The organism is Ensifer sp. ENS02, assembly GCF_014851885.1.
GTDB classification, from domain to species: Bacteria; Pseudomonadota; Alphaproteobacteria; order Rhizobiales; family Rhizobiaceae; genus Ensifer; species Ensifer adhaerens.
The window spans coordinates 421,894-437,498 of record NZ_JACVAO010000005.1 but is presented as its reverse complement, the minus strand read 5'-3'; the positions used below and the strand labels follow the sequence as shown (position 1 = coordinate 437,498).

The window sequence follows — 15,605 nt, the reverse complement described above, 5'->3', positions numbered from 1 at the left end:
TCAGAAGTTCGAGAATAGGGCTGATCAGCCCGTCCGACTCGATCTGGACGCCGGTGACGCGCTTGATCTGTCCAACCAGAATCGAGAGGGAAATTCCAGCAAAGAAGCCTGTGAGGATCGGGCGCGACAGAAAGGTCGCGAGCACGCCGAGACGGACGAGGCGTGCAATCAGGCAGAGCATGCCGACGATGAGGGCCAGCAGGGCCGCCGCCGTTACGCGGTCAGCGCTACCGGCAGAGGAGGCGAAGACCGTCGTCAGCACGGCCGCCAGCACCGTCATCGTCGCCGCATCCGGTCCGACGATCAGTTGCCGCGACGGACCGAAAAGGGCGTAGGCGACAAGCGGCGTGATGCTCGCATAAAGGCCCGTCTCGGGCGGCAGCCCGGCGATGGCGGGATAGGCGATGGCGCTCGGCAATCCGACCGCGGCAATGGCGACGCCTGCGGAAATGTCGCTGCGCAACCAACTTCCCTGATACCCCTTAAGGTTGTCCAGAAGCGGCAGGCGAGGCAGGTTCAGCATGCTGACGGTCCCCGGGGGCCTCTTAAAGTGCTCTAAACGCTACAAATCAGGCTGCGCGGGTAGCGCAAACACTGCACTCTACCATTGCGTACATTAGGGTTGCAAAACTTTCCTTTCATCGGCTTCGACAAAAAGAATAAAAGTTGCAGACAATTAGAGGTGGCCTGCCGCGTCGATCCGGCAAGTGCCGGACCGAGGGATCTGCACGAAGTTATGAAGCCCGTGTCAGCTGAGCTTTAACGCTTCAGTAGTAGGGGGAGACACACGCCTGCCGCGGACCGTAATACGGCTGGAACGTGTCGTCATAGGCCCTGTAGGACCGGTAACGAGCGTAGCACCAGCGGGTGTGGGCGCTGCCTCCGTAATAGGTTTGGCGATAGTAGCGCGGCGCATAGTAGCGCGGGGCGGAATAGGTCGGGCCGTAATAGCCTTCGTCATAATAGCCCGGGCCATAGTAGCGAGGCTGCGCGAGCAGCCCGCCGATGATCGCGCCGGTTGCCAATCCGCCGAGCGCCCATGCCCAGTCATCGCCACCGCCGTGGTGATGCCCGTGGTTGTAGCCGCCGTGATAGCCGCCGCCGTGGTGCCTGTACTGAACCGGTTGGACTTGAGATGCCTCGATCTCCGCCGTAACGGCTGGAGGAAATGCCATGGCCGGCGGAACACTCGTAGCCACCGCCGCCAGTGACAAGGCAAAGATTGCTAGCCTCTTCATTTGGCTTCACCTTCTTTCCACCCCGCACCCGATTATAGCGCGGAACCGGTTCGATGGCACTTCGTTTTCCAGGGTGCTTCCGCCGCCCGACCAAGCGGCTGTCTATTTGACGACAGTCACGCTCAATACGCCTTCTTCGATCTTTCCGTCTTCATAGGGGGAGCGAATGACAAGCCGGTCGCGGCCGGTTTAGCCGGGGTTCGGCGTATAGTAGGCGACGACGCCATTCACCTTGGTTGTCGCGCATTTTGACTGCTTGCCCACCAGTTTCGGATAGACCGCCTCGTGGACAATCTCCAGGTGGCCATGCTTGGGCTTCTCCGCAATCGTCATCGCCGGATAGTCGATCTGGCTGCAGTTATCGTCGATATGCCAGTTCTTGGCGACGAGCGTCTTCACCCCGCTGCGCGCCGTGATCGATAGCGCCTGCTGCCGGGAATCGTCGGAGGTTGTGGTGCAAGCCGACAAGGCGACAACGATTACGGGCAAAAAGAGATATCGAAAGGTTTTCATGAGGAATCCTGAGAATACTTTAAGTTTGGATTTAAGTCTCATGAGGGCCCGGGCCGCACCCGTTTCATCGAGATGCACCCCTTGGATCAACACGTTTTGCGTGTGCGATCATGCATTTTTTGGTCTCGGGGGATAGGGGGTGTCCTTCGCTCGTCGATCACGTGGCTTTCAAACATTCCGGGCAAACCGGATGAGAACCTCGTTCACGACATCGGGGCGCTCCTGCGGCAGCCAATGGCCGCTGCCGTGCACGATGATGCTTTCCTTGAGCTGCGGGACGAGGGGCGGCATTGCATCGACAATTTCGCGCATCCCGGGGATGGTGAGGCCCGTGTCGCGCTCGCCGACCATGAACAGGGCAGGAATTTCGACCTTTACGCCGGCGAAAGCGGCCTGCAGCTGCCAATTGCGATCGAGGTTTCGATAGTAGTTCAACCCTCCGCGAAAACCGGTCGTGGCAAAGGCGCTGATGTAGGTGTCGAGGTCTGCAGCAGTGAGCCAGTCGGGCATGCTGTCGGGCAGCGGCGCAAGCAGTCCATGCCGGCGCGATACCATGCCGAACGGATTGGGTGTCTGGTCTCCGGCCTGTCGCGCGCCCGCGTCGCCGGAAGCCGCAAAGAGGATCTTTCGCAGCGTCTGGCCGATGTCACGCTCTAGCTCCGCCTCGGCGACATCAGGCTCCTGGAAATAGAGCGTGTACAATTCTGCCTCGTCGGTCCGCGGGAAGATCCGGGTCGGCGGAACGGGCGGCTGGCCCATCATCGGCACGCTCATGGCGACGACGCCGCAGAAACGGTCGGGCCGCATATGTGCCGCCTGCCAGGCAACGGTCGCGCCCCAGTCGTTACCGACGAGGATGGCCGTTGATAGGTCGAGGGCATCCAGCAGAGCAATCATGTCGCCGACGATGTGAAACACGCTGTATTCGTCGACCGATGGAGGACATTCCGAGAGGCCGTAGCCGCGCATGTCAGGCGCGATCGCGCGAAAGCCCGCCTCCGCAAGTGCCGCTACCTGGTGCCGCCAGGCATGGGAGGTCTCCGGGAAGCCATGGCAGAGCAGAACGGCCGGGCCGTTTCCCCGTTCGATAAAGCCCATGCGGATGGTTCGGGTCTGGATTGTCTGGGCCTGCATCTTGGTTCCTTCTCGACACCCTGATACCGTACTTGTATAAGTTACGGAAACAGGTGGCGTCAAGAGTGCGTAACTTATAGTGTTACGCTATGGGGTGTCGAATGAAGCAAGACAGCCGGTTGGCGCGGATGATCCATGTGCTCATACACATGGCACTGCTCGGGGGACGGGAGACGTCAGAGACCATCGCCAAGATGCTGAACACCAACCCGGTGGTCGTTCGCCGGACGATGGGGGCGTTGAAGCGCAAGGGTGTCGTCGGTTCCGAAGGCGGCCGGGGAGGGGGCTGGGCGCTTCTGCGGCCGCTTGGGGAGTTGACGGTGCTCGATGTGCAGCGGGCGCTGGACGATGGGCAGGTTCTGGCGGCAGGCGTGTCCGAGGACCATCCGACCTGCCCGGTGGAGCGCGCAGCGAATGCGGCGCTGGTGGACGCCTTCGAAAAAGCGGAGCGGACCCTGCTGCAGGAGTTTGCCGAACTCAGGCTTTCAACGATTGCGGAGCGTGCGATGAAGGATGCTGCGGGGTCTCAGCGGGCAACGCACCTGGATCATCAAGCCTGAAGGCGCCATGCATGTGGGCGATGAACAGGCGAAGCGGCAGCATCGAGCGAGCTTGTGGTCAGGCCCTTTCGCCAAAAACTGAGCCGGCGGCTCTGCATGATCGTCCGGCAGGACAAGCGGCTTGATCTCGGCCTTCGAAAGACGCTGGCGGCGCCTGAGCGGCCCGTCAGCGAGCAGGACTAGGCGCGCGATACCGACGACCGTCTCGCCAGCTGATGCTCGCGCCAGATCGTGAAGAGACCGGCGCCGACGACGATGAGCGCGCCGACGATCATGTTGTGAGTGATCGTCTCGCCGAAGAGCATGACGGCGAAGATCACGTTGAGGACCAGCTGGAAATAGGTAACCGGCTGGACTTCGGCTGCCGGCAGCAGTCCGTAGGCTTTGATGAGGAAAAAGTGACTGAGGGTGCCACAGACGCAAAGCGCGGCAAGGGCAAACCAATCGGACGGCACCACCTCTGTCCAGTAGAACGGGCCAACCAGCGAGATCGCCACGGCGCCGACAACACCGGCATAAAAGAGGCTCGTGACGGCCGAATCCTCGCGACTGACGGCGCGGGTGGCAATGCTGTAAAGCGCGAAAAGCACAGAGGCTGCGAGCGGCAGAAGCAGCGACATGTCGAAGTGCACGTTGACGGGATTGATGATCACCAGAACGCCGATCAGACCGATCAGAATGGCCGCACCGCGCCGCCATCCCACGGTCTCCCCGAGAAGAGGGATCGAGAGGATGGTGATGATCAGTGGTGTCGCCTGAAAGATCGACTGGCTCATGGCGAGCCCGGCGTGAACGTAGGAAATGACGATGACGACGATTTCGGCGACGAGCAGCAGGCCTCGCACGACCTGCAGCCAGGGATGGCGCGTGTGAGCGGTCTTGCGAAGTCCACCCGATGACGAGGCGGCGAAAGCGAACACGAAGAGCGCAAACGCCCAGAATCGGATCATCGTGATGAACAAAGCGGGGTAGCGGTCGCCAAGATACTTGGTGATGGCGTCCTGGCCAGCAAAGATGCAAATGGCAAGGAAGGCAAACAGATAACCGCGGGTCTTGGGGCTCATTGCACTACAAACTCAGAATCGCTGGCCCCCTGAATAGCATAGTCTTGTCGCCGGGGCTTGAACCAAACGAATTCGGTTTGATGATCCTGGATCCGCGGCAGCAGGCGAGGGGCGCGTCGAGCCGGGACTGCCCCCGCGAAGGGGGCAGCCTGCCGCAGCTCAATGATATTTTTCCTGCTTGCGCGTGAGGATCGCCGGAGCGTTCAGACCGGCGATCGGTTGGTTGACATCCGTCGGAATGTCGCCTGACAGCTGCAGGTCGAGATAGCGCGCGCAGCAGACCCTCAGGAATGATGTGAAGTTCCCGAGATCATGCCCGGCATCGATGGACTCGTGGTGCAGCTTGGTGATCAGCTGCGTGACGTTCATACGATCGCGCCGCGCGATCTCCTCAAGCTTCGACCAGAAGAAGTTCTCCAGCCGGACGCTCGTCACCATGCCATCGATGCGCAGCGACCGGGTGGTGCTCTCCCAGAGCCGCGCATCCGCCTTTATGAACAACTCGCACATCTCGCCCCTCCCGTGGCCGCCTTCTCAGGCGGCGTCTGTTTGTAACAGGGCCGAGGCGTCGAGCACAGCCATGAACTGGCGCAGCCACGACGGATGGGCGGGCCACGCCGGCGCGGTAACGAGGTTGCCGTCGGCGACCGCGTCGCTGATCGCAATATCCGCATAAATGCCGCCAGCAAGTTCGACCTCCGGACGGCACGCCGGGTAGGCCGAACAGGTGCGGCCCTTCAACACGCCGGCCGCCGCCAGCAATTGTGCGCCGTGGCAGATGGCCGCCACCGGTTTTCCCGCCGCGAAGAAATGCTGGACAGCCTTGATGACATCCGGGTTGAGACGCAGATATTCGGGCGCGCGACCGCCGGGTATGACCAGCGCGTCGTAATCTTCAGCGCGGATGGCGGAGAAGGTGGCGTTGAGCGCAAAATTATGGCCGCGCTTTTCGGAATAGGTCTGGTCGCCTTCGAAATCATGGATCGCGGTCGCAACCGTCTCGCCGGCATTCTTGCCGGGGCAGACGGCATGCACCGTGTGGCCGCAGGCGAGCAAGGTCTGAAACGGAACCATCGTTTCATAGTCTTCGGTGAAATCACCGGTGATCATCAGAATTTTCGAGTTTGCCATTTGTTTCCTCCCAAAAACCAATGGGCGGAGTTTAGCAATCCGGCTGAGGCAACGGGTACTAGCGGAATACTACAAAGGAAAATTCAGGGCAGGGCCGCGGACTATTTCACGGCCGTCGTTATCTTGGCGATCCCTTCCAGAGTGCGATGGACCGGGCACTTGTCGGCAATCTCGGCGATCTTGGAGCGAAGCTCGTCTGCGACCTCGCCCTCGATCGCTATGACCCGCTCGAACCGGTCGATCTTCCCGCTGTCGGCGCGCTCCGTTGCAGCGCAGTCTTCGCAATCCCGCGCATGGATCTTGGAATGCGAGACCTCCACCTTGATGCGCCCGAGCGGCAGCTTCTTGTGGTCGGCGTAGAGGCGCAGCGTCATGGAGGTACAGGCAGCAAGCCCGATCGACAGGTAGTCATAGGGCGATGGCCCGGAATCGAACCCGCCGACGCTTTGCGGCTCGTCGGCAAAGAGGCGATGCCTGCCGGCTTGAACCGAATTCTGAAATTTGCCTTCGCCCGTTTCCGTCACCTGGACCTGTTCCACCGGCTCCGTGCCCTGCGGAGTGTCGGCCACGAGATAGCGGCTCAGCCACTCCGCAATCACCCGGGCGGCGTAGGCGGCATCGGCAGGATCGGTGAGCAGATGGTCGGCCTTGTCCAGCGAAACGAAGCTCTTCGGATGTTTGGCCGCCTGGAAGAGGTCGCTGGCGTTTTCGATGCCGACCGTTTGATCCAGCGGCGCGTGGAGAATGAGAACGGGTTTCCTGAGCGTGGCCACAGCCTCATGAAGGCGCTGGGCGCAAGCGTCGTCGACGAACTGTTTCTTGATCAGGAATTTGCGACCGGCAAGATCGACTTCGGCGGCATCACTTTCCTCTATTTCCTTGAGGCTCGCTCCGAAGTTCTTGAGCACATGGCCGACGTCCGCGGGTGCGCCGATCGTGGCCACGGCGCGAACTTCCGGAATTTCGTTGGCAACCGCAAAGACGGCTGCACCGCCAAGCGAATGGCCAATCAGGAGCGACGGCGCCTCGAAGTGTAGCCGTAGATAGTCGGCGGCCGAACGAAGATCCGCGATGTTGGACGAAAAGTTGGTCGAGGCGAACTCGCCCTCGCTTGATCCGAGGCCGGTGAAATCGAAGCGCAGGACCGCGATCCCTTCGCGCGCGAGTTCGGCCGAGATCTGACGCGCCGCCGCCAGATCCTTGGAGCAGGTGAAGCAGTGGGCGAAAACCGCATAGGCCCGCACCGGGCCGTTTGGAAGGTCGAGTCTGGCGCCAAGGGTAGCGCCGGAATGCCCGGTAAATTCAAGTCTTTGACTGTTGAAGTTCATGTGATGCTCCAGGAAGGAGAACAATCATCCCAAGGTCGCAACGACTGTCCTGAATTCGAATGATGCGGCCGGCGTCCATGTCCGCCGAACCTGGCGGCTGCATGCGGACACGGTTCGCCAGACGCTCGCCGGGGCGTTTGTTACTCCGCGGCGGACCGTCGCGGCAGCACCCAGTTCGGACGCGGGAAGTGGCAGGTATAGCCGTTCGGATAGCGCTCCAGGTAATCCTGGTGCTCCGGCTCCGCCTGCCAGAAGTCGCCAACGGGTTCCAGTTCCGTCACTACCTTGCCCGGCCACAGGCCAGAGGCTTCCACATCGGCAATGGTGTCCTCGGCAATGCGCTTCTGTTCGTCATCGACGTAGTAGATCGCCGAACGATAGGAGGTGCCGATGTCGTTGCCCTGACGGTTTTTCGTGGTGGGGTCGTGGATCTGGAAAAACAGCTCCAGAATCCGCCGATAGGAGGTCTTCGCCGGATCGTAGAATATCTCGATGCCCTCGGCATGGGTACCGTGGTTGCGATAGGTCGCATTGGGCACGTCGCCGCCGGTATAGCCCACACGGGTGCCGGTGACGCCGGGGAGCCTGCGGATCAGATCCTGCATTCCCCAGAAGCAACCGCCGGCCAGAACAGCTCTCTCGGTCATTCAGATATCCTCCACCTGGTTCGTGAGCGCGTCTTCGCTTTGTCTCCCACTGGCTGCGGGCCAGCGCGGGAGATGGACTGTAATATAGGAACTCCTGCTGCCAAGATCAGGAGGTCGGTTCCAATCCGCGTTTTGGCTCAGCACGTGTCGAGTTGGACGCGCAAGCGCACGCGGCCCGTCAGGATCGCGGGAAGGGCGAGTTAGCTCTCCTTCCTATGCAACCGCAACGGTGACGATGCGCGCGCTAGTTTGCTGTCGGGGCGAGCAATCCATTCTATCGGGCGGCTGCCTCGCTTCCACGGGCTGCAGCCTTTCAGCTCGCCATCGGCATTCCAGGTGCGCGGTAACCTGTTTTCCCAAGGAAAACGGCGCCCAAGTAAGCAATCAAGAATTGCATGGCCGCGGGAAATAAATCTTCACTTGCCGCCCAGCTTCCGTTAATGCGCGAGGGGTCTGCGCCTAAGAACCTGCGCGCATGAGGAGAACCATCTTGAATGTCGATGAGAAGCTGGAACCAATTCTAACGGAAGTGCTGAGGCGCAACGCCGGCGAGCTGGAATTTCACCAGGCCGTACGGGAAGTGCTTGAAAGTCTGGGGCGTGTCATTGCCAAGCATCCGCGCTATGCGGAACAGGCCCTTATAGAACGGATCTGCGAACCCGAGCGGCAGATCATCTTCAGGGTGCCTTGGGTCGACGACGCCGGGCAGGTACAGATCAACCGCGGCTTCCGCGTGCAATTCAACTCCGCACTTGGGCCCTATAAGGGCGGGATACGCTTTCATCCTTCCGTCAACGTCGGGATCATCAAGTTCCTCGGCTTCGAGCAAACCTTCAAGAACGCCCTGACAGGCATGCCGATCGGCGGCGGCAAGGGCGGCTCCGACTTCAACCCGAGAGGGCGAACGGATGGGGAAATCATGCGATTTTGCCAGTCGTTCATGACCGAGCTCCAACGACACCTGGGCGAATACACGGACGTTCCTGCCGGCGATATCGGCGTCGGAGGCCGGGAGATCGGCTATATGTTCGGCCAGTACAAGCGGCTCACCAACCGGTATGAGGCCGGGGTGCTGACGGGCAAGGCGCTGATTTACGGCGGCTCGCGCGCACGCAAGGAGGCAACGGGCTTCGGTGCGACCTACTTCGTCCAGCGGATGCTCAGCACCAAGGGCCTCGATTTCGAAGGCAGGCGCGTGACCGTATCGGGATCCGGAAACGTCGCTATCTACACCATGGAAAAGGTCGCGGAGTTCGGTGGCAAGATCGTCGCATGCTCCGATTCCAACGGTTATGTCGTCGATGAGGACGGTATCGATCTTGAATTGGTCAAGCAGATCAAGGAGGTTCGCCGTGAGCGGATATCCGAGTACGCCAGGCTGAAAGGTTCCAGGGCACACTATGTCGAGGGCGGCTCCGTCTGGGACGTTCCTTGCGATGTCGCGATGCCCTCGGCGACCCAGAACGAGCTCACGGGCAAGGATGCCCGCACTCTGGTGAAGAATGGCGTCATCGCAGTAGGCGAGGGGGCAAACATGCCGTCGACCCCGGAAGCGGTTCGCATTTTTCAGGATGCAGGGGTCATGTTTGCCCCTGGCAAGGCCGCCAATGCGGGCGGTGTTGCGACATCGGCTCTGGAGATGCAGCAGAATGCCTCTCGCGACAGCTGGACGTTCGAGCAAACCGAAACACGGCTTGCCATTATCATGCGGTCGATCCACGACCGTTGCGCCGAGACCGCCGAGGAATACGGGAACCCCGGCGACTATGTGCTCGGAGCCAACATCGCCGGCTTTGTGAGGGTCGCCGAAGCGATGGACGCGCTCGGCGTCATCTAATGCTTCTGCTGGAGGGAGCCGGCTTGCGCTGGCTTCCTTCAGTAATTCGTCGAAGCTCTTGGGGCTGAGACTGTAGTACCACCGGTCACGACTAGTTTCGTGAGCATGGCGCGCGATCCTATGGGGAGGCCATACCACGCTGCTGGCTGGTCCGGGCTGCGAGACGGTAGCAAGAGCCAATCGGCGCAGATAGAATTTATGAAGCGACGAGACCGTCGAAAACCTCGAGCATGGCATCGCTGATCGCCTGGCCGAGGGCGGCCGCGGTTTGCGACAGGGTTTCCTCGTCTGCGCCCTGGGCTGCGATTGCGAAGGCTGCGCCTTCTCCCGTCACGATTTCCTGAGCGCGCTGAATGGCCCAAAGGGCAAAGTCGTTACGATCGCTGATTTCTACCGTTTCCATGATTTCCTCTGATTGTCCGTGTGGAAGAATTCTTGTGGCTTTGCCGGGCGGCCGAGAGCCCGGGGTCGGCTTCATAATCGGTTTGGCCCATCTAACCGTCAACGGCATCGCTGCCAAAGCCCTAGAACCGGTTGCAGGGTGCTTTGAAGCCTTAAAATGGCATCCCGGCTATCCGCCCATTTCCGTCGACTGTCAATCCGCAGTCAATGCCGCTTTGCAATTGCCTTGCCTTATCAGAGGCTTCGGGTCATCTTTTGAGAGACGTCGGCCTCCGTTGCGCTGCTGAAGTCGACAATCGTAAGCGCCTGTTTGCGGAGCATCTTTTAGCTTACGTCCCGCTTTCAACGCTCATCCGGCGCGCGCTCGACGACCGACCGAGTCACCACGCGCCCTTTACCCGATTTTCAGGGGAGCTCGAAAACTACATGTCTTAGGAAGATGCCGAACATGCGGTGCGCACGGTCATAGCGTGGTGCCGGATCGACGCCGCACCGCCAGTGCTGATCCGCTCCAGCAACCGGCGAACCTGGCGGGTGCTCAGCTCAAGCACATGTGCCGCCGACACCAACGTCATGCGTCCGGCGATCACCTTCGACAAAACCTCAATCCGCTGCAGATCGCGCTCGCTCATCGCAATCAATCCCATCCGCAATCTCCCAGGTCATCAAAACCCGGGGAGAGTGACATTCCAACTTTGCAGGATCAGGACACTTTAACTTTGCGGCTACAGATTTAAGTCGCATAACATACATTATGGAACTCATTCGTGAACACCCATTTGGGCCGCTTTAGCGGTTCCGTGCCTTGTCATCGAGGTCGATCCCGGCAAGACGCTGGTCTACACGGTTGCTGATTTCGAGCTGCACTGGACAATCCAGCCGGACGGTGACTGCTGCATTCTTCGGCTGGAGCGGCGGGGCTTCGGCCTTGAAAACCCGCAACACCGCTTTGCCGACGAAAACATGCCGACTGTTGGCGCACACTCGTCTTGCCGCGCTTGGCAACTCGAGGCCGCTCACATGACACCTTCGGCTTCTTGATCCGAGGCGCGGCAAACTAAACCTGCTGCGATCAAACTCCGAAGGCCCGGCGCCGATCACGTTGATCGTATTCTGGAAGACTGGCTATCGACCAGGCGGGCGCAAATCGGGCTCCCGCTACTCAGCGCCGGATAGCTCTCGCCGATTTTTAAGGGTGGACAGGAAGTTCTGCCGGAACATCTTCCCCTGACCTTCCGGCCATCATCCATGCCGGTTCCCACTGCCATCAAACATGTGGAGCGCTTCGGTGCTCGCCCCGACCTTCACCTCGTCACCGATCTCGTTGCGCGCGCGCCCGGAAACGCGAAAAACCAACTCGTCGCCGTTTTGGAGGCGACCGTGTATGAGGCTTTCGGCTCCGACCAACTCGATGCCGTCGATGCGCACCGTCGCTTCGAAGGCTCGCGCTGGAGCATCGGCTGACATCGGCGAAATATCTTCCGGACGGACGCCCAGCGTGTAATCGCCAGTCGGCCTGGTCACATCTGCGGCAAGCGACCAGCCCGCCGACATGTCCTTGCCGTGCAGCAGGTTCATCGAGGGCGAGCCGATAAAGGTGGCGACGAAGGTGGTCGCGGGCTTCTCGTAAAGCTCCAGTGGCGTGCCGACCTGCTCTATGCGGCCGGCGCTGACGACGACAAGCCGGTCGGCAAGCGTCATCGCTTCCATCTGATCATGCGTGACATAGACGCTCGTCGTTGCGAGCGAGCGCTGCAACCGCTTGATTTCGATGCGCATCTGCCCGCGCAGCTTGGCATCGAGGTTCGAGAGCGGTTCGTCGAACAGAAACGCGGCGGGTTGGCGAACGATTGCCCGCCCCATGGCAACGCGCTGGCGCTGGCCGCCCGAAAGCTGCCGTGGTTTGCGGTCGAGATAGGGCTCGATTTCAAGCGTCCTTGCGGCCGTGGCAATGCGCTGGTCGATCTCGGCCGGCGGTGTCTTCCGGTTCTTGAGCCCATAGGCAAGGTTCTGGCGCACCGTCATGTGCGGATAGAGCGCGTAGTTCTGGAAGACCATCGCGATGTCGCGCTCTGCCGGCTCGACGTCGTTGACCCGACGCCCGCCAATCAGGATATCTCCGCCGCTGATGTTCTCGAGCCCGGCGATCATGCGCAACAGCGTGGACTTGCCGCAGCCGGACGGCCCGACAAGAACGACAAACTCTCCGTCCTTGATCTCGAGCGAAACGCCCTTGATCGCTTCCACCGTGCCATAGGTCTTGCGGACGTCATTCAGGGTAATTTCAGCCATTACTTTTCTGTCTCCACAAGACCTTTGACAAACCAGCGCTGCATCAGCACGACCACGACGATCGGCGGGATGATTGCAAGGATCGCCGTCACCATCACATAGTTCCAAGGCGTCGAGGCGTCGGTAAAATCGATCATCCGCCGGAGCCCGATGATGATTGTGTTCATCTTCGCGTCATTGGTGACGAGCAGCGGCCAGAGATACTGGGTCCATCCATAGATGAAGAGGATAACGAAGAGCGCCGCGATGTTCGTTGCCGAGAGCGGCAGCAGGATATCCTTCATGAAGCGAAACGGACCGGCATTGTCGATGCGCGCGGCCTCCACCAGCTCCCCTGGTATCGTCAGGAAGAACTGGCGAAAGAGGAACGTCGCCGTTGCCGACGCCATCAGCGGCAGCGTCAGCCCCGCATAGGTGTCGATCAAGCCGAGATCGACGATCACCTTGTAGGTCGGCAGGATGCGCACCTCGACCGGCAGCATCAGGGTGATGAAGATCATCCAGAAGAACAGCATTTTCAGCGGAAAGCGGAAGAAGACGATCGCAAAGGCCGACAGGAAGGAGATGACGATCTTGCCGACAGCGATCGCGATCGCCACGACCGTCGAATTGAACAACAGCCGCTCGAGGCTGACGCCGACGACACGCTCGACGCCGCCGCCGATCGCCTCCCGATAGTTCTCGACAAGGTGATCTCCGACCACCAGCGACATGGGCGGCCGCACGATTTCGATCGAACTGTGGCTTGAGGCGACGAAGGTATAGTAGATCGGCAGCGCTACGATGATGATCCCGATGACGAGTATCAGGTGGCTTATCGCAGTTGATATGGGACGGTTCTCGATCATCTGCGCCTCACGAATAGTGGACCCGCTTCTCGACGAAGCGGAACTGGAACGCCGTCAGCGCAATGACGATGATCATCAGGATCACCGACTGGGCTGCCGAACTGCCGAGGTCGAGATTGACGAAGCCGTCGTTATAGACCTTGTAAACGAGCGTCTCCGTGGCCTTGGCGGGGCCTCCGCCTGTGACCGCGTGAATGATGCCGAAGGTGTCGAAGAAGGCGTAGACGGTGTTGACGACGAGCAGGAAGAACGTCGTCGGCGCAAGCAACGGGAAGACGATGGTCCAGAACCGTTTAGTGCCGCGGGCACCATCGATGGCTGCCGCTTCGATCAGCGACTTCGGGATCGCCTGCAGGCCGGCGACGAAGAAGAGGAAGTTGTAGCTGATCTGCTTCCAGGCTGCCGCCACGATCACCAGAAACATCGCCTGATTGCCGTTGAGCAGCGGATCCCAAGCGAAGCCATTGCGGCGCAGAATGTAAGAGAAGGTGCCCATTGCCGGGTTGAACATGAACAGCCACAGCATGCCGGCAACAGCCGGGGCAACCGCATAGGGCCAGATTAGCAGCGTGCGATAGACGTTGCGCCCGCGCACCACCCGGTCGGCCGCCGTGGCGAGCAGCAGCGCGAGCGCCATCGACAACAGCGCGGTCGCAAGGCTGAAGGCCACGGTGACCTTTAGCGAATGCAGATAGTCCGGGTTGGCAAGGATTGCCCGGAAGTTGGCGAGACCGACGAAGCCGGATTTAAGGCCGAACGGATCCTCGCGAAGCACCGACTGGTAGAGCGCCTGGCTGGCGGGCCAAAAAAAGAAGATGACCGTCAAGACGATCTGAGGTGCCAGCAGAAGATACGGCAGCACCTTGTTTGGAAACACGACGGACTGCATGGACTCCCCTCCCCATCAAAGACCGGTCCGCACCGCCTTTCGGCGATGCGGACATTTCGTTTTGGGGGTCAGTTTCCGACTGCAGTCTTGATCGCTGCGTTTGCTTTCACGACACCTTCGCTGAGCGCGGTCTTGGCATCCTTCTGGCCGGCAAGCATCGCTTCGAACTCTTCGTTGAGGATGTCGCGAACCTGCGGAAGGTTGACCAGGCGGACGCCCTTGGAGTTTTCGGTCGGCGCCTTGCCCATCATCTGCTTGATCGGCGTCTCGCGGCCCGGGTTCTTTTCATAGAAGCCGGACTTCTTGGTTTCCTCATAGGCTGCAAGCGTGACCGGCAGGTAGCCCGAAACCTGGTGAAGCTGGGCCTGGGTTTCCGTTTTCGAGAGGAAATGGAAGAACTCGGCCACGCCCTTGTATTCGCCATCGCTCTTGCCGGCGAAGACCCAGAGGCTTGCGCCACCCGGGATGGTGTTCTGCGGGCCATGGCCCTCATAGTAGGGAAGCTCGCCGACACCGTAGTTGATGCCCGACTTGACGATGTCGCCGAGGCCACCGGAGGATTCCGTCAGGATAGCGCACTCGCCCGACATGAACAGCTGCTTGGCTTCCGAGGTGCGACCGCCGTAACGGAAGGTGCCGTCCTTGGCGAGGTCGGCGATCGACTGGAAGTGGTCGACGAAGAGCGGCGCGTCGATCTTCAGTTCCACTTCGAGCCCGGCAAGCCCGTTTTCGTTTGTGCCGTAGGGCACATTGTTCCAGGCCGAGAAGTTTTCGGTCTGGATCCAGGTCAGCCAGGTCGAGGTGAAGCCGCAATTTGCCGCGCCGCTCGCCTTGATCTTCTTTGCCGCTTCGAAGACCTCGGGCCAGGTGGCCGGCGGCTTGGCCGTATCGATACCAGCCTTCGTAAAGGCGTCCTTGTTGAAATAGAGAATCGGGGACGACGAGTTGAAGGGGAAGGACAACATGGTCCCGTCAGCCTTGGAATAGTAGGCGACGATGCCCGGCAGATACTGGTCCTTATTAAACTCGTAGCCGCCCTTCTTAAGCACCTCCGCCACGGGGACCACGGCACCTTCCGCGCCCAGCATCACGCCACTGCCGGCGTCGAACACCTGCAGGATGGCGGGAGCCTGCTTGGAGCGGAACGCGGCGATACCCGCGTTCAGGGTCTCGCCATAGGTGCCCTTGAACACGGGGACAATCTTGTAATCCGACTGGCTTTCATTGAATTCCTTGGCAAGCCTTTCAACGGTTTCGTTGTTGGCGCCCGTCATCGCGTGCCACCAGGCAAGCTCCGTTGCCGCGAAGGCGTTCGAGGCGGCGAAGATCGAGATTGCAGATGTGGCCGCAAGCGTCCATTTCAAAACTCTCATGGCGGTTCCTCCCAATATTGAGACGACAAGTCTCGGTGCTCAGTCGCGTTGATCCTCCTCAATCAGTCGCGCCTGACTTTCGCAGCGAAAGTGCGCTGATTAAAAACGAACGATAACGAACCTGCAAGAGAAAATAGAATGCAGAATTCGCAAATTTCCGCCTTCGGAATATTCGTTCTGTTTCATATATGAACGCTGGAGGCACAATTGTCCCGGGCGAGATACAAATCGCCAACCACCCACAGCCTGCGCGACCGACTTGCGGCCGATGGACTTGCCCGCCTCCTCGCCTTGATGCCTGTCGCCCTCCTGCTCTGCTAGGGGCGGCCGCCGGGGTTCTGACACTGCA

At 60.3% G+C, this 15,605-nt stretch carries 18 protein-coding genes and 1 pseudogene; 3 read left to right on the top strand and 16 right to left on the bottom strand.

Features of this window, described 5'->3' with window-relative positions; genetic code table 11:
• From IB262_RS13725 to IB262_RS13710, 4 genes are all read right to left on the bottom strand, one after another.
• The coding region (locus IB262_RS13725; protein WP_192493666.1) for a SulP family inorganic anion transporter at positions 1-523 on the bottom strand (523 nt) is incomplete at its 3' end.
• A gap of 244 nt (positions 524-767) precedes the next feature.
• Entirely contained in the window at positions 768-1,238 is a 471-nt protein-coding gene (locus tag IB262_RS13720) for a BA14K family protein (protein ID WP_034802004.1), read from the bottom strand.
• A gap of 189 nt (positions 1,239-1,427) precedes the next feature.
• Positions 1,428-1,751: a hypothetical protein gene (locus tag IB262_RS13715; protein WP_234798805.1), complete on the bottom strand. Its 324-nt coding sequence runs from the start codon at positions 1,749-1,751 to the stop codon at positions 1,428-1,430.
• A 168-nt stretch (positions 1,752-1,919) separates the two neighbouring features.
• Positions 1,920-2,885, bottom strand: coding sequence for an alpha/beta hydrolase (locus IB262_RS13710; RefSeq protein ID WP_034802007.1), 966 nt, complete (start codon positions 2,883-2,885; stop codon positions 1,920-1,922).
• A gap of 101 nt (positions 2,886-2,986) precedes the next feature.
• Here IB262_RS13710 and IB262_RS13705 point away from each other — a divergent pair, with 101 nt between their 5' ends.
• The gene (locus IB262_RS13705) at positions 2,987-3,445 is read left to right on the top strand and encodes an Rrf2 family transcriptional regulator (protein ID WP_051659609.1); all 459 of its coding nucleotides are present in this window, start codon (positions 2,987-2,989) and stop codon (positions 3,443-3,445) included.
• Between the two features lie 179 nt (positions 3,446-3,624).
• Here the strand turns inward: IB262_RS13705 and IB262_RS13700 are convergent, their stop codons facing one another.
• From IB262_RS13700 to msrA, 5 genes are all read right to left on the bottom strand, one after another.
• Positions 3,625-4,509, bottom strand: a complete 885-nt coding sequence (locus IB262_RS13700; RefSeq protein WP_034802010.1) for a DMT family transporter — start codon at positions 4,507-4,509, stop codon at positions 3,625-3,627.
• A gap of 159 nt (positions 4,510-4,668) precedes the next feature.
• Entirely contained in the window at positions 4,669-5,019 is a 351-nt protein-coding gene (locus IB262_RS13695; RefSeq protein ID WP_034802012.1) for a ribbon-helix-helix domain-containing protein, read from the bottom strand.
• Between the two features lie 24 nt (positions 5,020-5,043).
• Positions 5,044-5,640, bottom strand: coding sequence for a DJ-1/PfpI family protein (locus IB262_RS13690; protein ID WP_034802015.1), 597 nt, complete (start codon positions 5,638-5,640; stop codon positions 5,044-5,046).
• 101 nt (positions 5,641-5,741) lie between these two features.
• Positions 5,742-6,968: a bifunctional alpha/beta hydrolase/OsmC family protein gene (locus tag IB262_RS13685; RefSeq protein WP_034802017.1), complete on the bottom strand. Its 1,227-nt coding sequence runs from the start codon at positions 6,966-6,968 to the stop codon at positions 5,742-5,744.
• A 140-nt stretch (positions 6,969-7,108) separates the two neighbouring features.
• Entirely contained in the window at positions 7,109-7,615 is a 507-nt protein-coding gene (gene msrA / locus IB262_RS13680) for a peptide-methionine (S)-S-oxide reductase MsrA (protein WP_060520547.1), read from the bottom strand.
• 490 nt (positions 7,616-8,105) lie between these two features.
• Here msrA and gdhA point away from each other — a divergent pair, with 490 nt between their 5' ends.
• The gene (gdhA, locus tag IB262_RS13675) at positions 8,106-9,452 is read left to right on the top strand and encodes an NADP-specific glutamate dehydrogenase (RefSeq protein WP_192493665.1); all 1,347 of its coding nucleotides are present in this window, start codon (positions 8,106-8,108) and stop codon (positions 9,450-9,452) included.
• Positions 9,453-9,648: 196 nt separating this feature from the next.
• Here the strand turns inward: gdhA and IB262_RS13670 are convergent, their stop codons facing one another.
• Positions 9,649-9,855, bottom strand: a complete 207-nt coding sequence (locus IB262_RS13670) for a hypothetical protein (RefSeq protein ID WP_034802023.1) — start codon at positions 9,853-9,855, stop codon at positions 9,649-9,651.
• A 206-nt stretch (positions 9,856-10,061) separates the two neighbouring features.
• Here IB262_RS13670 and IB262_RS13665 point away from each other — a divergent pair, with 206 nt between their 5' ends.
• Positions 10,062-10,289: an AAA-associated domain-containing protein gene (locus tag IB262_RS13665; RefSeq protein WP_234798806.1), complete on the top strand. Its 228-nt coding sequence runs from the start codon at positions 10,062-10,064 to the stop codon at positions 10,287-10,289.
• Positions 10,290-10,327: 38 nt separating this feature from the next.
• On the opposite strand, the pseudogene IB262_RS13660 reads toward IB262_RS13665, so the two are convergent.
• From IB262_RS13660 to ugpB, 6 genes and pseudogenes are all read right to left on the bottom strand, one after another.
• Positions 10,328-10,501 (bottom strand): annotated as a pseudogene (locus IB262_RS13660) (helix-turn-helix domain-containing protein); the annotation flags it as partial.
• Between the two features lie 142 nt (positions 10,502-10,643).
• Positions 10,644-10,874, bottom strand: coding sequence for a hypothetical protein (locus IB262_RS13655; protein WP_162728863.1), 231 nt, complete (start codon positions 10,872-10,874; stop codon positions 10,644-10,646).
• A gap of 222 nt (positions 10,875-11,096) precedes the next feature.
• A complete protein-coding gene (locus IB262_RS13650) occupies positions 11,097-12,146 on the bottom strand; it encodes a sn-glycerol-3-phosphate import ATP-binding protein UgpC (RefSeq protein WP_034790367.1) in 1,050 nt (349 codons plus the stop codon).
• Positions 12,146-12,994 (bottom strand): sn-glycerol-3-phosphate ABC transporter permease UgpE, encoded by an 849-nt coding sequence (ugpE, locus tag IB262_RS13645; protein ID WP_034790368.1) that lies wholly within the window; start codon positions 12,992-12,994, stop codon positions 12,146-12,148. Before ugpE ends, IB262_RS13650 begins: the two co-directional genes overlap by 1 nt.
• A 7-nt stretch (positions 12,995-13,001) precedes the next feature.
• Positions 13,002-13,883, bottom strand: a complete 882-nt coding sequence (gene ugpA, locus IB262_RS13640; RefSeq protein ID WP_034790369.1) for a sn-glycerol-3-phosphate ABC transporter permease UgpA — start codon at positions 13,881-13,883, stop codon at positions 13,002-13,004.
• Positions 13,884-13,951: 68 nt separating this feature from the next.
• Positions 13,952-15,256, bottom strand: a complete 1,305-nt coding sequence (ugpB, locus tag IB262_RS13635; RefSeq protein ID WP_034790370.1) for a sn-glycerol-3-phosphate ABC transporter substrate-binding protein UgpB — start codon at positions 15,254-15,256, stop codon at positions 13,952-13,954.
• Between the last annotated feature and the right edge of the window lie 349 nt (positions 15,257-15,605).

Coding starts and splice junctions, on each gene's coding strand:
- IB262_RS13720 (WP_034802004.1), bottom strand. CDS start 1,238: ATGAAGAGGCTAGCAATCTTTGCCTTGTCACTGGCGGCGGTGGCTACG.
- IB262_RS13715 (WP_234798805.1), bottom strand. CDS start 1,751: ATGAAAACCTTTCGATATCTCTTTTTGCCCGTAATCGTTGTCGCCTTG.
- IB262_RS13710 (WP_034802007.1), bottom strand. CDS start 2,885: ATGCAGGCCCAGACAATCCAGACCCGAACCATCCGCATGGGCTTTATC.
- IB262_RS13705 (WP_051659609.1), top strand. CDS start 2,987: ATGAAGCAAGACAGCCGGTTGGCGCGGATGATCCATGTGCTCATACAC.
- IB262_RS13700 (WP_034802010.1), bottom strand. CDS start 4,509: ATGAGCCCCAAGACCCGCGGTTATCTGTTTGCCTTCCTTGCCATTTGC.
- IB262_RS13695 (WP_034802012.1), bottom strand. CDS start 5,019: ATGTGCGAGTTGTTCATAAAGGCGGATGCGCGGCTCTGGGAGAGCACC.
- IB262_RS13690 (WP_034802015.1), bottom strand. CDS start 5,640: ATGGCAAACTCGAAAATTCTGATGATCACCGGTGATTTCACCGAAGAC.
- IB262_RS13685 (WP_034802017.1), bottom strand. CDS start 6,968: ATGAACTTCAACAGTCAAAGACTTGAATTTACCGGGCATTCCGGCGCT.
- msrA (WP_060520547.1), bottom strand. CDS start 7,615: ATGACCGAGAGAGCTGTTCTGGCCGGCGGTTGCTTCTGGGGAATGCAG.
- IB262_RS13670 (WP_034802023.1), bottom strand. CDS start 9,855: ATGGAAACGGTAGAAATCAGCGATCGTAACGACTTTGCCCTTTGGGCC.
- IB262_RS13665 (WP_234798806.1), top strand. CDS start 10,062: ATGCCGCTTTGCAATTGCCTTGCCTTATCAGAGGCTTCGGGTCATCTT.
- IB262_RS13650 (WP_034790367.1), bottom strand. CDS start 12,146: ATGGCTGAAATTACCCTGAATGACGTCCGCAAGACCTATGGCACGGTG.
- ugpE (WP_034790368.1), bottom strand. CDS start 12,994: ATGATCGAGAACCGTCCCATATCAACTGCGATAAGCCACCTGATACTC.
- ugpA (WP_034790369.1), bottom strand. CDS start 13,883: ATGCAGTCCGTCGTGTTTCCAAACAAGGTGCTGCCGTATCTTCTGCTG.
- ugpB (WP_034790370.1), bottom strand. CDS start 15,256: ATGAGAGTTTTGAAATGGACGCTTGCGGCCACATCTGCAATCTCGATC.